The following is a 22,182-nucleotide window of genomic DNA, read 5'->3' as shown; positions in this document are numbered from 1 at the left end:
ACTAAATGTGGATAGCGACATATGGGTGACGGGAAATGAAATTATCAATCAATCAGATGCGCGCAGTGGAAGCCGTTGTGCGCACTGGCAGCTTCTCTGCTGCGGCCAAAGAGTTGGGCATTTCCCAACCCTCGGTTTCCAACCATCTCTCTGCGTTGGAAAAGCACTATCGCACACAATTGATCCATCGAAACGGGCGTCAGGCCGAGGCGACGGAAACCTGCCGCGAAATCCTGTCACGCATTCGTTCCGTTCTGGCGATGACCGACGAGATCGAACATGCCCTTGAAGGGCGCCGGCGCATGCAGGCTGGTTCACTGCGTCTTGGCTATTCCACCTATCAGTTTGCTATGCCCATTTTGTCAGACTTCATGACCCAGTTCCCGGAGGTGGAGATTGAAGCGCGCGCCATGGCTTCGAATGACCTTTTGCCCCTGCTGGAAGATGGCAAGTTTGATGTTGTTTTCATTACCTCGGATGAGGCGCCAAGCAGTTTGTATGTCGAAAAGATCCGCACTGAGCGGATCGTTCTCGTTGTCCCGCCGGATCATCCACTCTGCGGGAAGGGCTCGGCCAGTTGGCAGGATGTAGCCAATGCGCCTCTCGTGCAGAGGGAAAACAGCTCAGGCACGCGTCGGGTGTTTGAAAAGGCTGCAACTTCAGCTGGAGTTAAGCTGAACACGGTGCTTGCACTGGGGTCCTGGGGCGCTATTGTAACCACGATCAACAGCGGTATGGGCATCGGCGTGGCGATGGAAGGCGAGGTGCTGCCTTCCAACAATTTGGTCATCATTCCCATTGAAGATGAAACCCTCTCCGTTTCGCACTATCTTGCTTGCCTGCCAGAGATGCAGCATGTCTCCGCGATCAGGGCAATGTTCAATGCCCTTCAAGACAATGAGTGAAAATAGAAGTGGAAATCCCCGGCGGGGTGCGCGTCAGAATTGTGACTGTTCTATGTCATGACCCAATTGATAGCTTTAAGCTATAGATAATGAATGTTCATAAAACTGTTAAATAGTGTCTCTAGGAAGGGGCTGCTCGATCCAAACAGGGAGACCTTCCAATGAGCCCCAAATCCGTTTTTCTCGCCGGAGCGGCCTTTGTCGCGCTGAGCGCCTCAGCCTTTGCTGCATGCCCGGTAGCAACTGTTGCAGATATGAAAGGCCTGACCTCTGCCTATCCTGAGCAGTTTGAGTTGGCCGAATTTCAAAAAGCAGGTAGCTGCGAGCTGTCCTTTGCCCAGAACCCGGATATTGCCAAATTCAATAGCCAGATCCTCGGCAACAAAGAGCTGCCTGCGCTTGCGGATCGTTTGCCGCAAGAGCCACTGGTCGTGGCTCCTTATGATACAGTCGGCACCTATGGTGGTGTGATCACCGGTCTTTCCAAGGGGACTGAATCCGGCACCTCGGATCTTCTCTCCGTGCGCCATGTGAATCTAGTGCGCTATGCCGATGACCTTCAGACTGTGGTTCCGAACATTGCCAAGAGTTGGGAATGGAATGACGACTACACGCAGCTGACCTTCACCCTGCGCAAGGGTCATAAATGGTCTGATGGCGAGCCTTTTACCGCTGCCGATATCGAATTCTGGTATAACGATCTGATCCTGAACAAGGATGTTTACGAGAAGACGCCGGGCCGCTGGCTGTTCGCCGGAGAGCCTGCTGTTGTCAAGGCGCTGGATGATGTTACCGTCTCCTTCACCTTCCCTGTGCCGACACCAGGCATTCTCAACCGCTTCGCCGTTGACTATGGTCAAGCTTTCCAGCCCAAGCATTTTCTCGCCCAGTTCATGCCGAAATACAACAAGGATGCCGACAAGCTGGCCAAGGATATGGGGCTTGAGAATGGCGTTGCGGCAATCAAGATGTATTATGGCGGCTCCGACTGGAAAGACGTGCCGAGCCCGCTGCTGAAGGATGCTGAAGTCGCTGAGAAATTCGGTCGTGCCGTGGTGCCGACGCTGGAATCCCACATTGTGGTGGAAGAAAATGCCGAAGGCCGCAAGCTGGTCGCCAACCCTTATTTCCATATGGTTGACACCGCTGGCAATCAGCTTCCCTATATTCCAGAAATTGACGAAAGCTACGTCAAGGACAAGGAAGTCCAGAATCTGAAGATCATGAATGGTGAAGTTGTCTGGAAACAGCAGGCCGTCTTCCTGGAGGACTTCCCACTGCTCAAGGAAAATGAAGCCAAGGGCAACTATACTGTTTCCTACGCGCCGACCTTCGGGGAGAATATCTTCTTCTCCTTCAACCGCACCCACAAAGATCCGGTGCTGGCCAAAATGTTCAATGACATCCGCTTTGAACGCGCCATGTCCATTGCGCTGGATCGTGAAGAAATCAACGAGATTGTCTATCTGGGGCAGGGGACGCCGGCACAGGGTGTACCGGCCGAACCAAAGACCGTGTCTTTTGTTTCCGAAGACATCCTCAATCAGGATATCGAATTCGATCCTGATCATGCCAGAGAGTTGCTCGCCGATATGGGCCTCAAGGATGCTGATGGCGACGGCACGCTGGAACGTCCGGATGGCAAGCCGCTGGTGATCCGCCTGATTTATTCCTCTCAGGGTGTGCCAGTGAAGATGATGGAACTGGTGCGCGACTATTGGTCCGCCGTGGGTGTTCGCATCGATCTCAAAGAGGTGACTTCTGATGAATATCGCGCTGGCGCCAACAACAATGATCTTGATCTGACGACCTGGAAATATGACGGCACCGCCGGTCCTGCCATTTCTCAGGATGTGACTGCGTTCATCCCGCCATTCGGGGATGTCTTCAACCCGGGCACCGGCTTTGCTTGGGCTCAGTGGATGGATTCCGATGGCAAGGAAGGCGTGGAGCCACCTGCTTATGTCAAGAAGCTCTATGACCTGTCCGAGCAGTTCCTACAGGTTTCCATGGGCTCTGAAGAATCCAATAAACTGGGTGCCGAGATCGTCAAGATCCATGTCGACAATCTGCTGAAAATAGGCACCGTCGGCGATATCGTCGCGCCATTCATGTATCGTAATGATCTGAAAAACGTCAAACCGATCAAGGCCAAGTCTTACGACTTCTACTGGACATACCCATACCGCCCACAACAGTGGTTCCTGTCCAAATAAAGCCATCGACAAGGCTGCTCTAACCAATCAGGTGCGGGGAATGCTCTCCGCACCGGTGCCTGCCCATGTCGGCAGGGTTTTCCTGTGGGGATCCGAGAATGCTTCGTTTTACGCTTGAGCGACTGGTTGGCATGATTGTCACGATGGTGCTTGTTTCCATGATGGTTTTTCTGATCATGGAAATCCCACCTGGTGACTATGCGGATCGCTATGCCTTCCGCAAATATTCAGGCACCGGTATCGCCATTACGGAAGCGGACATTGAGGCCATCCGGCATGATTTCGGCCTCGATAAACCCATGGCACTGCGCTATGTCGACTGGATTGGCAACATCGTTCTACATGGCGATTTCGGGCAGGCCTTTGCCTTTGAAACCGATGTGACCAAGGTCATCGGCGACAAGGTCTGGCTGACCATGGCGATCCTGTTTGGAACGCTCTTGCTGACCTATCTGATTGCCATTCCCATAGGCATCTATGCCGCCGTCAGGCGTGCCTCTTTTGCCGATTACGGCCTCACGGTCTTTTCCTATCTGGGGTTGGCTCTGCCCAACTTCCTGCTTGCTCTCATTCTGCTTTATTTCGCCAATCTCTGGTTCGGAGCCGACATAGGCGGGTTATTTTCCACGGGCATGTCTGACACGCCATGGTCCTTTGCCAAGGCATGGGATCTGATCAAGCATCTGTGGCTTCCGGCCTTCGTGTTGGCTTGGTCGGCGGTTGCCTATCAGATCCAGACCATTCGCGCCACCATGTCAGATGAACTCAACAAGCTTTCGGTTACGGCAGCGCGTGCCCGTGGTGTGCCGGAGACCAAGTTGCTGATCAAATATCCCGCCCGCCTTGCCATCAATCCGGTGGTCTCCACCATCGGCTTTGACGTCAACCGAATCTTCTCCGAGCTCCCCATCGTTGCCGTCGTGCTGGGGCTGACAGAGCTCGGCGAATTGCTGCTCAATGCCTATCTCGATCTCGACATGTATGTCGCCGGAGCCATCCTGCTGATGCTTACCTTTGTGATTGTGTTGATGAACTTCATTTCGGACCTGCTGCTGGCCTGGCTAGATCCGCGCATCAAACTGGGGAGCAATTGATCATGGCAGATATCACAGACACCTGCGCTTCCATGGTGACCTCAACCAAAGGAAAGAAAGAAAGCGCGAAGGAACACAAGAAGCGCCTCAAATATTATTCAGCCAGCCAATGGACCCTGATCTGGTGGCGCTTCCGCCGCCATCGTGCGGCCATGGTTGCTGCTGCGGTGCTTATCTTCATGGCGTTGTTGGGCATCTTTGCCGAGTTCGTGGCGCCCTATGGCCCAACTAGCCGCGACACCAAATATCTTGATGGCGCGCCTCAAGTGCCGCTCTTCTGCGATCAGAATGGTTGCTCATGGCGCCCCTTCGTGCATGGTGTCAGTACAAAGCGAGATCCCGTGACGTTGCGGGCTATTTCGGTGTCGGATCCCGACAAGCGTGTCTATCTGACCTTCTTTGCCCAAGGGGAAAAGACAGAGCTTTTGGGCTTTATTCCCTCCAAGACCCATCTCTTTTTGTTGGATGACAAGCGCGCCAAGCTGCATCTTTGGGGCACGGATGATCTGGGCCGCGATGTCTTTTCGCGCACGATCTATGCAACCCGTACCTCGCTTTCCATCGGCGTGATTGGCGTGTTGATCTCCTTTGTGCTCGCACTCATCATCGGTGGCGTGGCTGGCTATGCTGGGGGCTGGGTGGACAATATCATCCAGCGCGTGACCGAGGTTATCCGTGTGGTGCCGATCATCCCGCTCTATATGGGGCTGGCCGCAGCCATGCCCAAGGAATGGTCCACCACAGAAGTCTATTTCGCGATGACGCTCATCCTAGGCTTTTTTGGTTGGCCCACGCTGGCTCGACGCATCCGCTCACAGTTACTTTCCATCCGTTCGGAGGATTATGTGGTGGCGGCACGGCTGGCCGGAGCGCGCCCGTTGCGCATTATTTCCCAGCATATGCTGCCCAGCTTCACCAGCTTTATCATTGTCGATCTGGTGATTTCGTTCCCCTACATGATCCTCAGCGAGACGGCGCTGTCCTTCGTCGGCCTCGGCTTGCGCCCCCCCACGGTGTCTTGGGGTGTTTTGTTGCAACAGGCCCAGTCGGTGCGAGTCATCGAGCAGACGCCTTGGCTGTTTATTCCCGCAATCTTCGTGGTGTTGGCCGTGCTGGCCTTCACTGTGGTGGGCGATGGTCTTCGCGATGCGGCCGACCCATATTCTGACGCACGATAGGAAACGGGAAGGATATCAATCATGCTGAAAGTAGAAAATCTCTCCATTTCCTTCCGCACCGATGAAGGGCTGATCACGCCGGTTCAGGATATTGCTTTTGAAGTCCAGCCGGGGCGCACGCTGGGCATCGTTGGGGAATCCGGCTCGGGTAAATCCATCTCCACCAAGGCACTGATGCAGCTATTGCCCGGCAACGGCATCATTTCCAGTGAAGCGAAAATTCTCTATACCGACAAATCCGGAAAGACACGCGATATCAACAAGCTGGGCAAGAAGGGAAGGGCCATTCGCCATATTCGGGGTGGCGAAATAGGTATGATCTTTCAAGAGCCCATGGCGTCCTTCTCTCCCGTTTACACCATAGGCAACCAGATGGTGGAAGCCATTCGGCTGCATCGCAATGTCGGACGCAAGGATGCGCGTCGCATCGCCATAGAAATGCTCGACAAGGTGGGTATATCCAACCCGGAAGCACGGGTGGATCAATATCCCCACGAAATGTCCGGCGGCATGCGTCAGCGGGCGATGATTGCACTGGCCCTGTCGGCAGGGCCCGCTTTACTGATCGCCGACGAGCCGACCACCGCGCTGGACGTAACCATTCAGGCACAGGTGCTTGAATTGATGCGAAACCTGCAGCGAGATCTTTCTATGGGCATGATTTTCATTACCCATGATCTGGGCGTTATTTCCCATATCGCCGATGATGTGGCGGTGATGTATCTGGGCACGATTGTCGAACGCGGCCCGACCGACAAGGTCATTCACGAGCCGGCCCATCCCTATACGCAAGGACTGATCAAGGCCTTGCCCAGCGTCGACCGGCTGCATGACCGGTTGACGCCCATTCCCGGAGACATCCCCAGCCCCAACGACCGGCCCACAGGCTGCCCGTTTCATACCCGCTGCACCAAGGTGATTGCCGGGCTCTGCGATCAACATCAGCCACAGATTTTACAGGTGGGAGAAGATCACACCGTGCGCTGCTTCCTGCATGAAAAACAGCAAAGGGCAAGCGCATGACCATGGACGCAACAAGGATGGACAACAGCAGCAAACAAGAGAACGAACTTCTCATCGAGGTCAAGAATCTTGAAGTCCGGTTCCCGATCCGCAAGAAGAAGCTTTTTTCATCCGAAGTCTCCTATCTGTGTGCGGTCGACGATGTCAGCTTCGAGATTCGACGAGGTGAAACGGTCGGTCTGGTGGGAGAATCCGGCTCTGGCAAAACCACTGTTGGTCGTGCCATCCTGCGCGCCATTGACCCCACTGCAGGCGATGTGATCTTCCACACTCGCGAGCATGATATCTATCTCGACGAGCTGGAAGGAGAAGAGCTGCGCCGTTTTCGCAAGAAAATGGGCATGGTCTTCTCTGAAGGTCCGCATTCGATTGCCAATATGGCGAGTGACATTCTGCGTTCCTTTCGCCCGCGCATGAGCCTCGTCTTTCAGGACCCTTATTCCTCGCTCAATCCGCGCATGACCGTGCGCGACATCATCGCTGAGCCTCTGATCGCATCCGGCATGATGAAAAATCGCGACAAGATCGATCAGCGGGTGCGCGATATTGCAAGCCGCTGCAAGCTCAATCTGGAGCATCTGCGTCGTTTCCCCCACGCATTCTCGGGCGGACAACGCCAGCGCATCTGCATCGCGCGGGCCTTGGTAACGCGACCTGATTTTGTGGTCTGCGACGAGAGCGTTTCCGCGCTGGATGTGTCCATTCAGGCAGAGATCGTCAACCTGCTGAAGGACTTGCAGGAAGAAATGGGCGTCGCCTTTCTGTTCATTGCCCATGATCTGTCTGTGGTGGCCCAAATGTCCCATCGTGTGGCCGTGATGTATGTGGGCAAGTTCGTTGAATATGCGCCTACCGAGAGTCTTTTCTATAAGCCGCGCCATCCCTATACCCACGCGCTTTTGTCGGCCATTCCGACCATAGATCCGGACGAGAGCTTCGATCCGATCAGGCTACAAGGCGAAATCCCCAACCCGCTCGCCGCGCCATCCGGCTGTCGCTTTCACACCCGCTGCCCCTATGCCACGGAGCAATGCGCCAGTGAAATCCCGCCATGGCAGGAAATAGCGCCAGAGCATTTTGTGGCTTGCCACAGGGTGGATGAGTTCGATTTCTCGCGCGACAAACAAAGCGCAGATACCACCGATTAGAAACCAGACCCAAAAGGGAGCAACCAGCTCTGCTGCTTCCCCAATAACCAAGAAAGACTAACGAGAAGAGGATCGTCCGATGTCCAAGCTGGACAATGAACGTGCCAACAATCTGAAAAGCAGTTTGCTGCCTGATCCCGAAATGGGCGAACCCTTTCTGCTGACACCCGGTCCGCTGACCACCTCCTTTGCCGTCAAGCAGGCGATGCTGAGGGATTGGGGCAGTTGGGATGGCGACTTCCGTGCCATGACCGCCGATATGCGCCGCCGACTGCTCGCTCTTTTGGGGGCCGATCAAGGTGCCTTTGAATGCATCCCCATGCAGGGTTCCGGCTCCTATCTTGTCGAAGCGATGCTCGGCACCATGGTGCCTAAAGATGGTAAATTGCTTGTGTTGGCCAATGGGGCCTATGGCCTGCGGGCAGCAAAGACAATGGAAGCCATTGGACGGGCTTATCATCTGCTCGACAAGGGCGATTATCTGCCTCCGCGTGGTGTAGAGGTGGCTGATATCCTTGCCAATGATCCTGCCATCACCCATGTGCTGGCGATCCATTGCGAAACCAGTTCGGGCATTCTCAACCCCATCGCCGAGATTTCCCAAGTCACCTATGCCGCCGGGCGCAAGCTGCTGGTGGATTCCATGTCTGCCTTTGGCGCCGTGCCCATGGAGCCCGATCAGATCCGTTATGAAGCGCTGGTTTCCTCGGCGAACAAATGCATCGAGGGGGTGCCGGGCTTTGGCTTCGCGCTGGTGCGCCGCAGTGAGCTTATCGCCACCAAAGGCAACTGCCATTCTCTCAGTCTTGATCTTCATGCCCAATGGGAAAATCTGGAAAAGAGCGGCCAGTGGCGCTTCACGCCGCCGACCCATGTGGTTGCCGCATTTCTTGAGGCATTGAAAGCCCATGAGGCCGAGGGCGGTGTAGCGGTGCGTGGGGCCCGCTACACCAGCAATCGCGACGTGATGGTCGCTGGTATGCGGGAGTTGGGCTTTGAAACCCTGCTCGATGCGCGCTGGCTTTCGCCGATCATCGTTACTTTCTTCTGCCCGGCCGATGAGCGCTTCGTGTTTGATCGCTTCTATGAGCTGATGAAAGACAAGGGCTTCATCATCTATCCGGGCAAGCTGACGGTGGTGGAAAGCTTCCGCATTGGCTGCATCGGCCAGATGGATGAAGCCATCATGCGTCGCGTGGTGGCTGCGGCAAAACAGAGCCTTGAGGAACTGGGCGTAACAAGCGCCGCCCCGCCTCAGGCAGCCTTTGAAGAACGAAAGAAACTGAACGCTTGAGGGCCATTCGGAGAGAGAAAATCATGACACAGATAAAGGCGGTTATATTTGATTGGGCCGGAACGCTGGTGGATTTCGGCAGCTTCGCGCCCATGGGCGTCTTCGTCAAATGCTTCGAGGAATTTGGCATCAAGGCGTCCATTGAACAGGCTCGTGCCCCCATGGGGTTGCCCAAATGGAACCATATCCGCACCATGATGGACGATGTCGCCATCGCAGCCCAATGGCAGGCCAAATATGGTCAGGCACCAACCGATGCCGATGTCGACAAGATCTATGAGATCTTCGTACCAATGAATGAAAAGGTCGCTGCCGACTATGCCGATCTGGTACCCGGTGCGCTGGAAACCATCGACTGGCTGCGTGCGCGCGGCATCAAGATTGGCTCCACGACAGGCTATACCCGCTCGATCATGGAGCATGTCTTGCCTGTTGTGAAGAAACAGGGGTTCGAGCCGGACAATCTCATCTGTGCTGATGATCTGGCCGAGGGCCGCCCTGGTCCACTGGGTATGTATCAGAGCTTTGTGGATCTGGCTGTCTATCCGCCTTCTGCTGTCATCAAGGTGGATGACACTGTGCCGGGCCTCAAGGAAGGTGTCGCCGCAGGCTGTATCACGGTCGGGCTGGCGCTCTCCGGCAATTTCGTCGGCAAGACGCCGGAAGAACTGGCTGCGCTTTCCGAAGGGGAAATTGCCAGCTTGCGAGAGGCTGCCACTGTGCTACTCAAAGAGGGTGGGGCGGATTATGTCATCGACACGGTGGCCGATCTGTCAGCCCTGATCGAAACACTTTGATTGTTAAAAGATCCTTTGATCGGATTTGAGGAGAGCCCGTGCCATGTCCAGACCCAATATCATTCTTATAACTGCCGATCAGTGGCGCGGTGATTGTCTGGGGGCGGTGGGGCATCCGACACTCAAGACCCCCAATCTGGATGCATTGGCGGCCGACGCGGTTTTGTTTCGCAATCACTATTGTGCAACGGCTCCTTGCTCGCCGGCGCGGGCAACCCTTTACACCGGCCTTTACCAGATGAACCACAGGGTGGTGCGCAATGGAGCGCCATTGGCTGACGAATTTGATACGCTCGCCAAGGCCGGGCGCAGGGCTGGTTACAAGCCGACGCTGTTCGGCTACACCGACACGGCGCTCGACCCGCGCACTCTGGCAGCAGATGATCCGGCTCTGACCACCTATGAAAATGTGCTGCCGGGCATGGAGGTGGGGCAAGCGCTGCCCGAAGATGACAAGCCATGGCTGACATGGCTCAAGACGCGCGGCCATGATGTTGCGTCCCGCTTTGAGGCCCACACGCCGCCGATGGAGCCGGGGGAACGGGTCTCCATGCTGCCGCCTTGCTACGGAGCCGATGAAACGCCGACGGCCTTTCTGCTGGAAAAAATGGAAGACTGGCTGGATGAGCAGCAGGGGGAGGACGCGCCTTTCTTTGCCCATCTCTCCTTCATTCGTCCGCATCCGCCCTTTGTTGTGCCAGCGCCTTACAACAGCATGTATGCATCCGGGGCGGCTCAAGACGCAGCACCTGCCTTCGATCGGCATCCCTGCGCTACAGCCGAGGCGGCAAGCCACCCGTTTGCCGACTTGATGATGCAGCATAACGGGCTATCGAGCTTCCTCACCTATGATGAGGACGGCAACCCGAACCCGAAAGGATGTGTCAAGGATCTGTCAGCTCACGATATCAGCCGTATTCGCGCCCTCTATTATGGCATGATCTCGGAAGTTGACGCCGCCATTGGCCGCCTGATTGCCAGCCTCAAGGCGCGCGGGCTCTGGGAGAATACGGTCTTCATCTTCACCTCCGATCATGCCGAAATGATGGGGGATCACTGGATGCTCGGAAAGGGCGGGTTTCACGCTTCCAGCTATCACATTCCGCTGATTATCCGGACGCCGGACGGTGGCCGCGGCGAGACGGTTAGCGCCTTTACGTCCAGCGGCGACATCTTCCCCACCTTGCTTGAAATCCTCGGAGATGAGGCGATTAACGTGCTTGATGGCACCTCGCTTATGGAGCATGTCTGCGGCAATCCTGTAGGCGGGTGGCGCGATGCCGCCTTTTACGAGTTTGATTTCCGTGCCCAGCGTGCAGGCAGCGCCGAACTCAAGGCCCGTATGCGGCAGGAGGACTGTTCGCTCGCAGTGTTGCGGGACGAAGCCTTCCACTATGTGCATATCCCCGGCTTTCCGGCCCTGTTGTTCGACCTGCAAAAAGACCCCCGGTGCCTTAACAATGTCGCCGAGGATGAAGCCTATCAGCGCACACGGCTCATTTATGCCGAGAAGCTGCTTGATGTAAGGGCGCGGCATATGGATGAAACACTGGCGCGCATTCTGATGACCCCACAAGGCGCGGTGATCACCGACTAGAGCCGCTAAAAGATGAAGCGATCCGAGCGATCCATGAAATCGTGCATATGCACCATGATCTGCTCTTCGTTGGCCAGCACCACGCCATAGGCTGGAGCTTCGAAATTGCCATATTGCCCCTTCGGAGAGGATGTCATCTCAAGGGCCACCTGATGGTTGAGCCCGCGCATGCAGGAAACGGGCAGGCCGCGCCAATTGCCATAGACCATCCGATGGGCATGACCGACAAAAATATGCCGCACGCGATGGCGATGGAGCCTCAGGATCTGCCAGAAAGCCTCCGCATCTTCAAGGCGGCTCTCATCCATGTCGGGCAGACCAATGGCGAAGGGGGGATGATGCATGAACAGCATCACCGGCCCCGAGGTTTCGCTCAAGACACCTTTCAGCCATCCTTGCCTCTCTTCGCAATAACGCCCCACATCGCTGCCGCGCTGGCTGGTATCCAGAAACAGGCACAGGCCGAATGGCGTGCGCTTGGAGCCTTGAATGAAGCCGCAATCGCAGCGCTGTGCTTCGGGGAAATGAAAGCGGAAGGTACGCACGTCATCATGATTGCCAACGAGAAGATGGGACGGAATGGACAGCCGCCGGAGTTCACGGGCAAATATGTCATAAGCAGCATCATCGCCGTGATGGGTCAGATCGCCTGTTATGACGACGAAGTCTGCATCATGATGCTCGCTGTTGATGCTGTCGATTGCCGCGCGCAACCTGCCTGCTGGCTGTTGGCCGTATACAGCACCGCCATCCTTGACAATATGGCAATCGGTCAGATGGATGAATTTCAGCATATCGGGATTTTTGATCATCTGGCAGGCACCTGTGTTTCAAGGCGGAAACGCTCGATGAGGTTCCCGAAGTCGGGCGACTATGCTCCGCAAAGATGACAATCAGATAATGGAATGACGACTCTTTGCTGACAAAAGACGAGACGGACAGCATCAGCTCAGAGCGCGGCCTTGCAGCAATGGAATCTGGCAGGAACGCCCTAACCAGACCCGCCCCTATCGTTAGCCCTGTCATCCTTCCTTCATGACGCGGGGTAAAAGCGATGGTCATTTGAGCATCTTTGCACGGTCGGGAAATTCAGAAAAGAATAGAAAATTCAGTCAGAAAAGAGATGGTTGTTAAAATCTCATGTTCATTTTCAATTTCATTTGAATGTCACATAACGTTCAAATGGCTGAAATATTCCCGCCCTAACGTCCCCTCATAAACAGAGCAATTGAGCCTTTAGCCTCTCCAGGCGACGGGGGTGCAAGCTTTGGCGAAAGCCACAAGTCGGCACCCCTTACTGGAGGGGACAAGGGCAAGGTAGCTTTTGGTGAGCTTCGCAAAGAGCGGATCAGGGCATTATGAAACACTATAGCGAACGGCAATTGGAAATCATTCGGACGGTTACCGAAAGCGGCTTTTCAGCCATCGATGCCTTGTCCGAACAGTTCAATGTTTCCACTCAAACCATTCGCCGTGATGTCAACGCCCTGTGTGAACTTGGCGAGCTGCGTCGCGTCTGGGGCGGGGTGGAGCCACCACCGGTGAGCGGCAACCTGCTTTATGCCAAGCGCAAGATCATGAATGTAACCGCCAAGCGGCAGATTGCCTTTGAAGTTGCCAAACATATTCCCGATGGCAGCACTCTAGCGCTCTCCATAGGCACCACCCCGGAAATGGTCATCGAGGCCTTGCAGGAAAAGGCCAATCTCAAGGTCTTTACCAACAACCTCAACGTTGCCATGCAGGCAAGCGAGCGCCACGACTGGTCTGTGACCATTGCGGGCGGCAGCGTGCGCCCGGGCGACAAGGACATTCTGGGCTCGGACGTGGAGGCCTTCTTTGATCGCTTTGAGGTGGACTTCGGTATTTTCGGCGTGGCGGGTGTGACGCCCGATGGCGGCCTGCTGGATTTCTCCGAGGCTGAAGTAGGGAGCCGCCGGGCCATCATGAAAAACAGTCGAAAGTCTTTTCTGGTCATGGACCATACCAAATTCGGGCGCGCGGCCCATGTGCGGGGCGGGCATCTTTCTGATGTGTCCTGCATTGTCTGCGATGAACCCATTCCGCATCCATTTGAAAGCGGGCTTGGCTCGGCCAGCGTGATTATTGCCAATGAAACAAGCCGTGATGAGAAGGCTGACGCGAGCAACGACCCTTATGAGCGAGGCACGCGATGAGCGCTGCACATCCGGCCCATCACGGGCGATCAATCGAGCTGCAGTCGATCTCCAAAAGCTGGGATCAGACCAAGGCGCTCGATAGCGTGAACATATCCATTCCCGCTGGTTCTTTTACAGCCTTGCTTGGACCATCCGGCTGCGGCAAGTCGACCTTGTTGCGCATCATTGCAGGTCTGGAAACCGCCACGGAAGGCACGGTTCGGATTGGCGATGAAGATGTTACTCGCCGCCCTCCAGATAAGCGCGATCTGTCCATGGTGTTCCAGTCCTACGCTCTGTTTCCGCATCTGGATGTGGCCGAGAATATCATATTTGGCCTCAAGACCCGCAAGGAGCCGAAGAAACAGCGCACCGAAAAGCTGCTCGCAGTTGCTGAGCTGATGGGCCTTGAAAAACTGTTGGATCGCAAGCCCGGCGCGCTTTCCGGCGGACAGCAGCAGCGCGTGGCGCTGGCCCGCGCCGTCATTGCCGAGCGTTCCATTTGTCTGATGGATGAGCCGCTTTCAAACCTTGATGCCAAATTGCGTCACGAGATGCGGGTCGAGCTGCGGGCCCTGCAACAAAAACTCGGTTTTACCATGGTCTATGTCACCCACGATCAGGCCGAGGCAATCACCATGGCGGATCAGGTGGTGCTGCTCAATGCAGGTCAGGTGGAACAGGTTGATGCACCACGCGCCCTTTATGATGCGCCACGCTCCACCTTTGCTGCCCGCTTTATCGGGACGCCTCCCATGAGCCTGTTCGAAGCCTCTGCGCTTGGCGATATGGGGCGGCAACTGAGCCGTGATGCCGGCACCGAACTGTTGCTCGGGCTTCGCCCGGAAGCAGTAACCCCTAATGAGAAGGGCCACTTGAAGGCCACCATCGCTGCCGCCGAGTTTCAGGGCGCAGACACCATGCTCGATTGTCTGGTTGGCGATGAAATGATCACCGTGCGGGCCTCTGGCAGAAGCCATTTTGCTGCAGGCAGTCGGGTCTCCCTTTCCTTCGCTCCTGAGGAACTGGCCTTGTTCGACAAGGCATCAGGGGCACGTCTCATAAAGTCCCAAAAACTGGTCGAGGCCCTGCGGTCTTGATCGATAACCAAATCTATTTTTAACAGTCAAACAGGATGAAAAGGACCATACCCATGGCTTCCCGTTTTCTCAAATCCACTCTTGCAGCAGCCATGCTTTCCGCTGTTGCCATGCCAGCATTTGCTGTTGACCTGCAATTCTATTTTCCGGTTTCTGTTGGCGGCAAGGCTGCTGATACCATCCAGTCGCTGACCGAAGACTATGTCGCGTCTCATGAAGACGTGAATATCGATGCGATCTATGCAGGCTCCTATACCGACGCCCTGACCAAAGCCATGACGGCTGCCCGCGGTGGCAACGCACCTCAGCTTTCGGTGCTGCTCTCCACTGACATGTTCACCCTGATTGATCAGGACCTGATCGAGCCATTTGATGACTTCGTCACCGATGAAGAAGGCAAGGAATGGTTCGGCTCTTTCTACCCTGCTTTCATGATGAACAGTCAGACCGGCGGCAAAACCTGGGGCATTCCTTTCCAACGCTCCACGCCCGTCATGTATTGGAACAAGGAAGCTTTCAAGGAAGCTGGTCTTGACCCGGACAAGGCCCCGGCAACCTGGGAAGAGATGGTCGACTATGCGCACAAGCTGACCAAAAAGGACGACAGCGGCAACGTAACCCAGTGGGGCCTGCGCATTCCGCTTGATGGTTTCCCTTACTGGCTATTCCAGGGGTTGTCCACGCCAGCAGGTGCCATTCTGGCCAATGCAGACGGCAACAAGACCGACTTTGCCAACCCGAAAGTGGTTGAGGCCCTCCAGTTCCTCGTCGATATGGCCAAAAAAGAGAAGGTCATCGAAGATGGTGTAACCTCTTGGTCTGCCACGCCGAAAGCCTTTTTCGAGCGTCAGTCCGCCATGATCTGGACCACCACCGGCAACCTGACCAACATCCGCACCAATGCTCCGTTTGATTTTGGTGTCGGCTTTCTGCCAAAGCATGAACGCTACGGCGCACCAACCGGTGGCGGCAACTTCGTTCTGTTCAAGGATGCCTCCGAAGACCAGAAGAAGGCCGCTGTCAATTTCGTAAAATGGATTTCTGCTCCGGAACAGGCTGCCAAATGGTCCATCGCAACCGGCTATGTCGCTCCAAGCCCGGCCGCATGGGAAACCGAAGCGATGAAAGCCTACGCCAAGGACGTGCCGCAGGCTGCCGTTGCCCGCGATCAGCTTGAATATGCGGTTGCAGAGCTGTCCACCTATGAAAACCAGAAAGTGACCAACTTCCTCAACGACGCCATTCATGCCGCTCTGGCTGGTGAGAAATCACCCAAGGAAGCGCTTGAAGAAGCTCAGAAGAAAGCGGAACGCGTTCTGAAAAACTATCGCTGATCCACTTTGCGATCGGCTTTTGCGAGGGGGATGTCTTCCCCTCGCTTCTTTTATGACTTTGCGATGGATCGCATGTGAGGGCAAGAATGAGACGCGACTGGATATATGCTCTGCTGCTGCTGTTACCGGCGATGGTGCTGCTCATGGGCTTTACCCATATTCCAGCTATTGAAACCGTCATTAGCAGCTTTTTCTCGACGCCCCACGGACGTCGTCCGGCGCATTTCGTCGGTATCGATAACTATCTCTATCTGCTCGAAGACGATGTGTTTATCCGCTCTTGCTGGAACAACCTCATCTATGCCGCCATCACGATCCCTGCTTCCATCATCATTGCTCTGGTCATGGCGCTGTTTGTGCATAGCCGCATGGCTGGGCTTTCCTTTCTGCGCATGGCCTACTTCACACCGACCGTGCTGCCGATGATCGCGGTGGGCAACATCTGGCTTTTCTTCTTTACCCCAAGCTTCGGGCTCATCGACCAGATCCGCGCCCTGTTTGATTTGCCCGCGCAGAACTGGATGGGCGACCCTGATACGGTCCTTTATACGGTGCTGGTGGTTGCCGTCTGGAAGAATGCCGGTTTCTTCATGATTTTCTATCTCGCCGCCTTGCAGACCATTCCGGAACCCTTGCGCGAGGCGGCCAAGCTGGAAGGGGCAGGGCGCTGGACCTTCTTCCGCCGCGTCACCCTGCCGCTGATCATGCCCACGACCCTGTTCATTCTGGTGAACGCCATCATCAATTCGGTGCGCCTCATCGATCATATTTTCATCATGACCCTCGGCGGGCCAAACAATGCCTCCAGATTGCTGCTCTATCACATTTATGAAACGGCCTTTGAATATTGGGACACCGCTTCGGCCAGTGCGATGACAGTGGTCATCCTGTTCGTTCTCTCGCTGTTGGCCATTGGGCAATTCTTCTGGCTCGATCGTAAGGTGCATTACAAATGACTGCTCAAGACACCTCGCTTGCAGCCCGTCTCGATCGGGTGCTGATGACCTTCGGGGCCTGGCTACTTGCCCTTCTATGGATTTTGCCACTGGCCTATGCCGTCTGGACAGCGTTCCACCCCTCGGCCTACGAGACCAATTTCACACTGACCGCCCCGCTGACGCTGGAAAACTTTCCAAAGGCGTGGGTGCAGGCGCCCTTTGCGCGCTATTTCCTCAACACCATGATTCTGGTGGCCATGACGCTCAGCGCGCAGTTGGTGCTCAGCACATTCGCCGCCTATGCCTTTGCGCGGTTGAAATTCCCCGGCAAGACCATCCTCTTCACGCTGGTGCTGCTGCAGCTCATGGTCACACCCGATATTCTGTTGGTCAAGAACTATGAGACCATGGGCACCTTGGGGTTGGTGGATAGCATTCTGGCAATCGGGCTGCCCTATTTTGCCTCTGGCTTCTGCATTTTTCTGCTGCGCCAGACCTTCATGACCATCCCCAAAGAGCTTGATGATGCAGCGCGGATCGAAGGGGAAGGGCTGATCGGAACTCTCTGGCGGGTCTATATTCCGCTGGCTAAACCCACCTATCTTGCCTTTGGCCTTGTGTCGGTTTCTGCCCATTGGAACGACTTCCTGTGGCCGTTGATTGTCACCAACTCGGTGGAAACCCGTCCGTTGACCGTGGGGCTCTCTGTCTTTTCCATGACAGAATCCGGAGTGGAATGGTCGGTCATCAATGCCGCAACGCTGATGACCTCCGGTCCTCTTCTTGTGGGCTTTCTGCTTTTCCAGAGACAGTTTGTTCAAAGTTTCATGCGAGCTGGTATTAAATAGGCCAAACCAACGAGTCGGCCCGACCTTGACCAAATAGTCAAAGCCAGAAAAACGGATCTGAAATACGGGCCTGAAAAACAGGCCAGATAAAAGGAATTACATCCCATGCCTCCATTGCCAGTGCTTGGCGCTTCGCTCAAATATGATGAACTTGTTTCTCTGAAAGACTGGATTTTTGAGAAGAACCGCACCATCGAATTGCAGGATTTCTGCATGGTGGATGTTCTGGATGACGATCAGGACGACCTGATCGAGGCCTATAAGGATGTTCTGGATGGCTTCAGGGGCCTGCATGGCATTCACGGCCCGTTTTTCAGTCTCGATCTGGCTGCAACCGATCCGCTGATCCAGCAGGTTGTGACGGTGCGTCTGCTTGATGCACTTAACAAATGCGAAAAGCTGGGCGCGACACACATGGTCGTGCATAGCCCTTTCACTTTCTGGCACAGCCTCAATTTCACCAACTATGCCTATCTCAAGCCGAATATCTTTGAAGCAGCGCAGCGGATACTAGAACCTGTTGTCCAGCGCGCCGAGCAGATTGGTTGCTGCCTGATGCTGGAAAATATCGATGATGCCGATCCGGCGTTGCGCTGCGAATTGGTGGAAATCATCAATAGCCCGATGTTGCAGGTTTCCCTCGATACCGGCCATGCCCAACTGGCCCATGGCCAGTATAAGGCCCCTCCGGTGGCGGATTATGTGACTGTCGCCGGTCCGCTTCTGGGGCATGTGCATTTGCAGGATGCCGACGGCTTTGCCGATCGCCACTGGCATCCGGGTGAGGGTTCTATTCCCTGGGGCGGTGTCTTCAAGGCGCTATCGGACATCCACGCCGCGCCGCGCCTGATCATCGAAGCGCGCGACCGCAAGGAGCTGTTGCCGCAAACGGTTAAACATCTCGAGGCGCTTGGCTTGGCCGAGTAGCGGACGCTGCGCAAAGGGCGCTTCATGATTGCAATATCAAAAGGCGGTGCTGCGTGGCATTGCCCTTTGGTGCTGTTACTCGCAAATTACCTTTGGTTTACCTCGGATAGATCGCAAACAGGGCCTTTGGGCCCAATCTGCGACAATTGTGATCAGTTTCTCCACAAAAGGAACCATTGGGATGGGTCTGATTGCTGGCCTTTGTGTCCATTCTTGGCTATGACCTTTGCCAGCCCGCACGCAGTTGGCATCAGCGCATATGAGCGCTATCGCCCTCTGAGCGTGCAGATTTTGAGCCTTTGGCTCGCGTGATCTGGAGTTGACCTGTAGGTGATTTCGAAAAAGGCCTCTCGGACCTTCGCTCCGGTGCCGCCTCAGATGCGGCTGATAGTGACATGATGAACAATGCCATCGTCCTTGATGGGGTAAACCATCAATTGAATGACAAGCCCTTCTTCAAGGACCTGTCCATAGAGCTGCGTGAAAAGCGCATTGGTCTGATCGGGCGTAATGGCTCGGGCAAATCCACCTTGGCGCGCATGATTTCCGGTCTCATCGAACCTGAGGCCGGTGAAATCCGTGTGCATGGGGTCGACATCGCCAAGGATCGCAAAAAGGCCATCGAAACCATCGGGCTCATTTTTCAGAATCCCGATCATCAGATCATCTTCCCGACAGTGGAAGAGGAAATTGCCTTTGGCTTGGAAAGCCTGTCTGGTAACCGCAAGCAGGCCCGCGAGGCCGCGCGCGGTTTCCTGCAATCCTTCGGACGGCTTGATTGGGCCGAGCGGGGCACTTTTACGCTGTCGCAAGGGCAACGGCATCTGGTCTGTCTGATGGCTGTGCTGGCCATGCAGCCCAAGGCGGTGTTGCTAGACGAACCCTTTGCCGGTCTCGATTGGCCTACCACGCGGCGGCTCTATCATTGGCTGGACGGGCTTGAGCAGCAAGTGGTGCTTGTCACCCACGATATTGATCATCTGGAGAGCTATGATCGCATTCTCTGGCTTGAAAAAGGACAGCTGATTGCGGATGGTGCCCCGGCCGATGTGTTGCCAGCCTATCGCGAAAAGATGGAACGTCTGGTCTTCAGCGATGACGAAATTCTTGGCCCCGGCCTGCCCGCCACGAATGGGGAGCAGGGCTGATGCTGTCCTTGACCGTAGAGCAAAGAAGCTGGATGCATCGATTGCCTGTGTGGCTGAAGCTTCTTCTGCTGTGCCTCTTTACGCTGGTGCTCTGGCCGCTGGCTGACTGGCGCCTGCTGCTGGCGTCCTGCCTTCCGGTGGTTTTGCTCTATGCCTCTGCCGGACGCTATTTCGCGAAACTGGGCGCCCAGCGCTTGAAGCCGGTTGTCTATCTTGTCGCCATTATCTTCATCTATCAGGTCGTCACAGGGCGCATCGAGGAAGGGCTCGCTATTTGTCTCAAGATAATTGCGACGGTCAGCCTTGCAAATTTGGTGACCATGACATCGCGTCTTGATGATATGATGGCCGTAATAGAAACGCTGGCAAAGCCATTCCATGCGCTTGGCTTGCCGCCCCGCGCACTGGGGTTTGCCATGGGGTTGGTCATACGCTTCACGCCTCTGTTCCTGCAAAGAGGAACCCAGCTCAATCAGGCTTGGCGTGCGCGCAGCCCAAGGCGGACTAGCCCGCGCCTGTTGGTGCCTCTGGCGCTCAGCGCCATTGATGATGCGGATCGGGTCGCCGAGGCGTTGAAGGCGCGCGGTGGACTTCAGAATACAAAGACAAAAGAAATTCAGTCGGATAGCGCGCCCCAATAGCGCGTGCACTAAAATGTAAGGGAGAATACAGTTTATGGAACGCCAAGTTGCCTTTATCGCTCTGTTTGCGGCACTCGTTGCCGCATTGGGCCTCATGCCACAATTTATGCTACCGTTCGGAGTACCCGTCAGCGCCCAGAGCCTTGGTGTCATGATGGCTGGCGTCGTGCTGGGCGCGCGCCGCGGTGCTCTCTCCATGATCCTGTTCGTCGTGCTGGTTCTGGCCGGTTTGCCGCTGTTGGCTGGTGGACGTGGTGGGCTGGGCGTGCTTGCCGGTCCGACCGTCGGTTTCTTCCTTGGCTGGCCATTTGCAGCCTATGCTACCGGTCTGATCGTGGAGAAATGGGGCAAGGGCAACCTGCTCATCGCCGGTACCTTCGCGTCCATCGTTGGCGGCATTTTCGTACTCTACCTGCTGGGTGTTCTGGGCATGGCTGTGCGCCTTGATAAATCCTTCATGGAAGCTGCGTCCATGGTTCTGGTCTTCATTCCGGGTGACGTGATCAAAGCCTTTGTTGCCGGTTTTGTCCTTCAGGGCATTGCCAAGGCACGTCCGAGTGCCTTGCTTTCGCGCGGCTGACCCGGTTAGCGGATCGTGTGCAGGACGCATGTCAGGGCGCTTAATGCGCACCGTCCGCTTTAGGTCTATCAAAGAAGGGGCGCCAATCCGGTCGCCCCTTTTTTCTGGACAAGTGGGGCTTGTTTAAAGGGGAGCAACCTGGAGAAATCGGAAGTAGTCCCCATGGGGAATGCGGTCGCTGTTTGAGAGATCGTGTCTGTAGATATAGAGCCAGGCCTCAACCTGCGTTCCATCTTCAAGGCTTACCGGCATTTTGCAGCGTTCATATTCGAACGGCTCGGAAAAGTCGGGTCCGATGCCTTCATATTCATCAATAGCGCGCCAGAGGGGCTCTTCAGTTGGCAGGGCGAGCAGGTGCCCCACGATTTGCTCTTGCGGATCGTCAGACGGGACTGCTCCGGGATAGTGCGCTATCTGATAAAGGCGTCCCTGAAACAGGGCGGGGCCTACATTGCGGGCATGATTGAAAAAGAGGCGAGAGATTTCGCTATCGAAATGCTGACGTAACTTGCCATAGACAAAGAGGAAGTCTTCACACATGGTTTGGTCTTCCTTGAATGGGAGCAGAAGGTCATATGACGCAAAAGTTTGATACAGTATCACTTTCGAAATGCAAAAGTGCAATTCCGGTGATTGCCCAATGGTTTTGTTACCAATGGTCTGACTGGTATGGGCCAGAGGGTCCTGGAGATGCCATTGCCGATCTGGAAGAATGGGCTGATGGAGACGCCCTGCCTTTGGCTCGTCTGGCTCTCTCCCCTGATGGTGAGCCTCTGGGCATAGTGGCGTTGAAGAATGAGGGGTTGGGAGAAGAATATGGATTCGGGCCGTTCCTGTCTGCCTTTTATGTGCCGTCCGTCCATCGCCGCCGAGGCGTTGGGTTTGCGTTGATTAGTGCTGTCGAGGAGGCCGCGAGAGACCATGGGCTCGGGGTAATTTACTGCACAACCGATGGCGCGCGCTCGTTGATCGAAAAGGCCTGTTGGGAGAACACCGGTTTGACTTCACCTTCAGAGCGCGGTCTGCTGACGATCTATCGGAGATCCCTCTAATGGGCAATTCCATGGGATTGCAGCTATTCGAAAAAGGAGCTTCCAAAGGCTCAAAGGCGGCCCTATAGAAAGGGAAAATTAATTTGGGGGATGAAAATAACATTGATTCCCTGTATGCAGAACGTGGTTCGGGCGAGATGATATTGCCCCGGCGCAGTTTGGCAAAGACTTGCCATGGATTAAGGCGCTGTCTGTTGAAGTGA

Annotated in this window: 21 protein-coding genes; 19 read left to right on the top strand and 2 right to left on the bottom strand. The window is 55.4% G+C overall.

The genetic code is table 11. From position 1 onward, the window contains the following. Positions 1–35 precede the first annotated feature (35 nt). The 9 genes from ACKPCT_RS10150 to ACKPCT_RS10110 all read left to right on the top strand — a co-directional run bounded on the left by ACKPCT_RS10150 (position 36) and on the right by ACKPCT_RS10110 (position 11,252). Complete coding sequence (locus ACKPCT_RS10150; protein WP_319569126.1) at positions 36–905, top strand: LysR substrate-binding domain-containing protein; 870 nt, start codon at positions 36–38, stop codon at positions 903–905. Positions 906–1,066: 161 nt separating this feature from the next. After that, a complete protein-coding gene (locus ACKPCT_RS10145) occupies positions 1,067–3,121 on the top strand; it encodes an ABC transporter substrate-binding protein (protein ID WP_319569125.1) in 2,055 nt (684 codons plus the stop codon). A 98-nt stretch (positions 3,122–3,219) separates the two neighbouring features. Further along, positions 3,220–4,215: an ABC transporter permease gene (locus ACKPCT_RS10140; RefSeq protein ID WP_319569124.1), complete on the top strand. Its 996-nt coding sequence runs from the start codon at positions 3,220–3,222 to the stop codon at positions 4,213–4,215. A gap of 2 nt (positions 4,216–4,217) precedes the next feature. Further along, the gene (locus tag ACKPCT_RS10135) at positions 4,218–5,393 is read left to right on the top strand and encodes an ABC transporter permease (protein WP_319569123.1); all 1,176 of its coding nucleotides are present in this window, start codon (positions 4,218–4,220) and stop codon (positions 5,391–5,393) included. 21 nt (positions 5,394–5,414) lie between these two features. Further along, positions 5,415–6,416, top strand: coding sequence for an ABC transporter ATP-binding protein (locus ACKPCT_RS10130; RefSeq protein WP_319569122.1), 1,002 nt, complete (start codon positions 5,415–5,417; stop codon positions 6,414–6,416). Then, complete coding sequence (locus ACKPCT_RS10125) at positions 6,413–7,564, top strand: ABC transporter ATP-binding protein (protein WP_319569121.1); 1,152 nt, start codon at positions 6,413–6,415, stop codon at positions 7,562–7,564. Before ACKPCT_RS10130 ends, ACKPCT_RS10125 begins: the two co-directional genes overlap by 4 nt. A 142-nt stretch (positions 7,565–7,706) precedes the next feature. After that, on the top strand, positions 7,707–8,858 hold the full coding sequence (locus tag ACKPCT_RS10120; RefSeq protein ID WP_319569411.1) for a 2-aminoethylphosphonate--pyruvate transaminase: 1,152 nt from the start codon (positions 7,707–7,709) through the stop codon (positions 8,856–8,858). A gap of 23 nt (positions 8,859–8,881) precedes the next feature. Beyond that, complete coding sequence (gene phnX, locus ACKPCT_RS10115; protein ID WP_090067823.1) at positions 8,882–9,655, top strand: phosphonoacetaldehyde hydrolase; 774 nt, start codon at positions 8,882–8,884, stop codon at positions 9,653–9,655. Positions 9,656–9,698: 43 nt separating this feature from the next. Next, positions 9,699–11,252, top strand: a complete 1,554-nt coding sequence (locus tag ACKPCT_RS10110; protein WP_319569120.1) for a sulfatase-like hydrolase/transferase — start codon at positions 9,699–9,701, stop codon at positions 11,250–11,252. Between the two features lie 5 nt (positions 11,253–11,257). Here the strand turns inward: ACKPCT_RS10110 and ACKPCT_RS10105 are convergent, their stop codons facing one another. Then, positions 11,258–12,064, bottom strand: a complete 807-nt coding sequence (locus tag ACKPCT_RS10105; protein WP_319569119.1) for a phosphodiesterase — start codon at positions 12,062–12,064, stop codon at positions 11,258–11,260. 546 nt (positions 12,065–12,610) lie between these two features. On the opposite strand from ACKPCT_RS10105, the gene ACKPCT_RS10100 reads away from it, so the two are divergent. The 9 genes from ACKPCT_RS10100 (at position 12,611) to ACKPCT_RS10060 (ending at position 20,927) form a co-directional block, all read left to right on the top strand. Beyond that, entirely contained in the window at positions 12,611–13,429 is an 819-nt protein-coding gene (locus ACKPCT_RS10100; RefSeq protein WP_319569118.1) for a DeoR/GlpR family DNA-binding transcription regulator, read from the top strand. Continuing rightward, positions 13,426–14,511, top strand: coding sequence for an ABC transporter ATP-binding protein (locus ACKPCT_RS10095; protein WP_319569117.1), 1,086 nt, complete (start codon positions 13,426–13,428; stop codon positions 14,509–14,511). Before ACKPCT_RS10100 ends, ACKPCT_RS10095 begins: the two co-directional genes overlap by 4 nt. A gap of 53 nt (positions 14,512–14,564) precedes the next feature. After that, positions 14,565–15,845 carry an ABC transporter substrate-binding protein gene (locus ACKPCT_RS10090; protein ID WP_244544547.1) on the top strand — a complete coding sequence of 427 codons (1,281 nt, stop codon included), beginning with the start codon at positions 14,565–14,567 and terminating at the stop codon, positions 15,843–15,845. A gap of 86 nt (positions 15,846–15,931) precedes the next feature. Beyond that, a complete protein-coding gene (locus tag ACKPCT_RS10085; RefSeq protein ID WP_090067833.1) occupies positions 15,932–16,801 on the top strand; it encodes a carbohydrate ABC transporter permease in 870 nt (289 codons plus the stop codon). Further along, positions 16,798–17,631, top strand: a complete 834-nt coding sequence (locus tag ACKPCT_RS10080) for a carbohydrate ABC transporter permease (protein ID WP_090067835.1) — start codon at positions 16,798–16,800, stop codon at positions 17,629–17,631. The genes ACKPCT_RS10085 and ACKPCT_RS10080 overlap by 4 nt, the downstream gene beginning before the upstream one ends. A gap of 105 nt (positions 17,632–17,736) precedes the next feature. After that, positions 17,737–18,558, top strand: coding sequence for a sugar phosphate isomerase/epimerase family protein (locus ACKPCT_RS10075; RefSeq protein ID WP_090067837.1), 822 nt, complete (start codon positions 17,737–17,739; stop codon positions 18,556–18,558). A 395-nt stretch (positions 18,559–18,953) separates the two neighbouring features. Beyond that, positions 18,954–19,706, top strand: a complete 753-nt coding sequence (locus ACKPCT_RS10070; RefSeq protein WP_319569116.1) for an energy-coupling factor ABC transporter ATP-binding protein — start codon at positions 18,954–18,956, stop codon at positions 19,704–19,706. Beyond that, positions 19,706–20,347, top strand: a complete 642-nt coding sequence (locus ACKPCT_RS10065) for an energy-coupling factor transporter transmembrane component T family protein (RefSeq protein WP_319569115.1) — start codon at positions 19,706–19,708, stop codon at positions 20,345–20,347. The genes ACKPCT_RS10070 and ACKPCT_RS10065 overlap by 1 nt, the downstream gene beginning before the upstream one ends. A gap of 34 nt (positions 20,348–20,381) precedes the next feature. Continuing rightward, positions 20,382–20,927, top strand: coding sequence for a biotin transporter BioY (locus ACKPCT_RS10060; RefSeq protein WP_090067840.1), 546 nt, complete (start codon positions 20,382–20,384; stop codon positions 20,925–20,927). Between the two features lie 123 nt (positions 20,928–21,050). Here the strand turns inward: ACKPCT_RS10060 and ACKPCT_RS10055 are convergent, their stop codons facing one another. Further along, complete coding sequence (locus ACKPCT_RS10055; RefSeq protein ID WP_319569114.1) at positions 21,051–21,467, bottom strand: gamma-glutamylcyclotransferase family protein; 417 nt, start codon at positions 21,465–21,467, stop codon at positions 21,051–21,053. Between the two features lie 35 nt (positions 21,468–21,502). On the opposite strand from ACKPCT_RS10055, the gene ACKPCT_RS10050 reads away from it, so the two are divergent. Further along, complete coding sequence (locus ACKPCT_RS10050) at positions 21,503–21,979, top strand: GNAT family N-acetyltransferase (RefSeq protein WP_175527851.1); 477 nt, start codon at positions 21,503–21,505, stop codon at positions 21,977–21,979. The last annotated feature ends 203 nt before the right edge of the window (positions 21,980–22,182 follow it).

The sequence above is a fragment of the Cohaesibacter marisflavi genome, from assembly GCF_963665895.2.
GTDB classification, from domain to species: domain Bacteria; phylum Pseudomonadota; class Alphaproteobacteria; order Rhizobiales; family Cohaesibacteraceae; genus Cohaesibacter; species Cohaesibacter marisflavi.
The sequence above is the reverse complement of the archived record's forward strand: the minus strand, read 5'-3'. Positions and strand labels throughout refer to the sequence as shown.

Coding starts and splice junctions, on each gene's coding strand:
- ACKPCT_RS10150 (WP_319569126.1), top strand. CDS start 36: ATGAAATTATCAATCAATCAGATGCGCGCAGTGGAAGCCGTTGTGCGC.
- ACKPCT_RS10145 (WP_319569125.1), top strand. CDS start 1,067: ATGAGCCCCAAATCCGTTTTTCTCGCCGGAGCGGCCTTTGTCGCGCTG.
- ACKPCT_RS10140 (WP_319569124.1), top strand. CDS start 3,220: ATGCTTCGTTTTACGCTTGAGCGACTGGTTGGCATGATTGTCACGATG.
- ACKPCT_RS10135 (WP_319569123.1), top strand. CDS start 4,218: ATGGCAGATATCACAGACACCTGCGCTTCCATGGTGACCTCAACCAAA.
- ACKPCT_RS10130 (WP_319569122.1), top strand. CDS start 5,415: ATGCTGAAAGTAGAAAATCTCTCCATTTCCTTCCGCACCGATGAAGGG.
- ACKPCT_RS10125 (WP_319569121.1), top strand. CDS start 6,413: ATGACCATGGACGCAACAAGGATGGACAACAGCAGCAAACAAGAGAAC.
- ACKPCT_RS10120 (WP_319569411.1), top strand. CDS start 7,707: ATGGGCGAACCCTTTCTGCTGACACCCGGTCCGCTGACCACCTCCTTT.
- phnX (WP_090067823.1), top strand. CDS start 8,882: ATGACACAGATAAAGGCGGTTATATTTGATTGGGCCGGAACGCTGGTG.
- ACKPCT_RS10110 (WP_319569120.1), top strand. CDS start 9,699: ATGTCCAGACCCAATATCATTCTTATAACTGCCGATCAGTGGCGCGGT.
- ACKPCT_RS10105 (WP_319569119.1), bottom strand. CDS start 12,064: ATGATCAAAAATCCCGATATGCTGAAATTCATCCATCTGACCGATTGC.
- ACKPCT_RS10100 (WP_319569118.1), top strand. CDS start 12,611: ATGAAACACTATAGCGAACGGCAATTGGAAATCATTCGGACGGTTACC.
- ACKPCT_RS10095 (WP_319569117.1), top strand. CDS start 13,426: ATGAGCGCTGCACATCCGGCCCATCACGGGCGATCAATCGAGCTGCAG.
- ACKPCT_RS10090 (WP_244544547.1), top strand. CDS start 14,565: ATGGCTTCCCGTTTTCTCAAATCCACTCTTGCAGCAGCCATGCTTTCC.
- ACKPCT_RS10085 (WP_090067833.1), top strand. CDS start 15,932: ATGAGACGCGACTGGATATATGCTCTGCTGCTGCTGTTACCGGCGATG.
- ACKPCT_RS10080 (WP_090067835.1), top strand. CDS start 16,798: ATGACTGCTCAAGACACCTCGCTTGCAGCCCGTCTCGATCGGGTGCTG.
- ACKPCT_RS10075 (WP_090067837.1), top strand. CDS start 17,737: ATGCCTCCATTGCCAGTGCTTGGCGCTTCGCTCAAATATGATGAACTT.
- ACKPCT_RS10070 (WP_319569116.1), top strand. CDS start 18,954: ATGATGAACAATGCCATCGTCCTTGATGGGGTAAACCATCAATTGAAT.
- ACKPCT_RS10065 (WP_319569115.1), top strand. CDS start 19,706: ATGCTGTCCTTGACCGTAGAGCAAAGAAGCTGGATGCATCGATTGCCT.
- ACKPCT_RS10060 (WP_090067840.1), top strand. CDS start 20,382: ATGGAACGCCAAGTTGCCTTTATCGCTCTGTTTGCGGCACTCGTTGCC.
- ACKPCT_RS10055 (WP_319569114.1), bottom strand. CDS start 21,467: ATGTGTGAAGACTTCCTCTTTGTCTATGGCAAGTTACGTCAGCATTTC.
- ACKPCT_RS10050 (WP_175527851.1), top strand. CDS start 21,503: ATGACGCAAAAGTTTGATACAGTATCACTTTCGAAATGCAAAAGTGCA.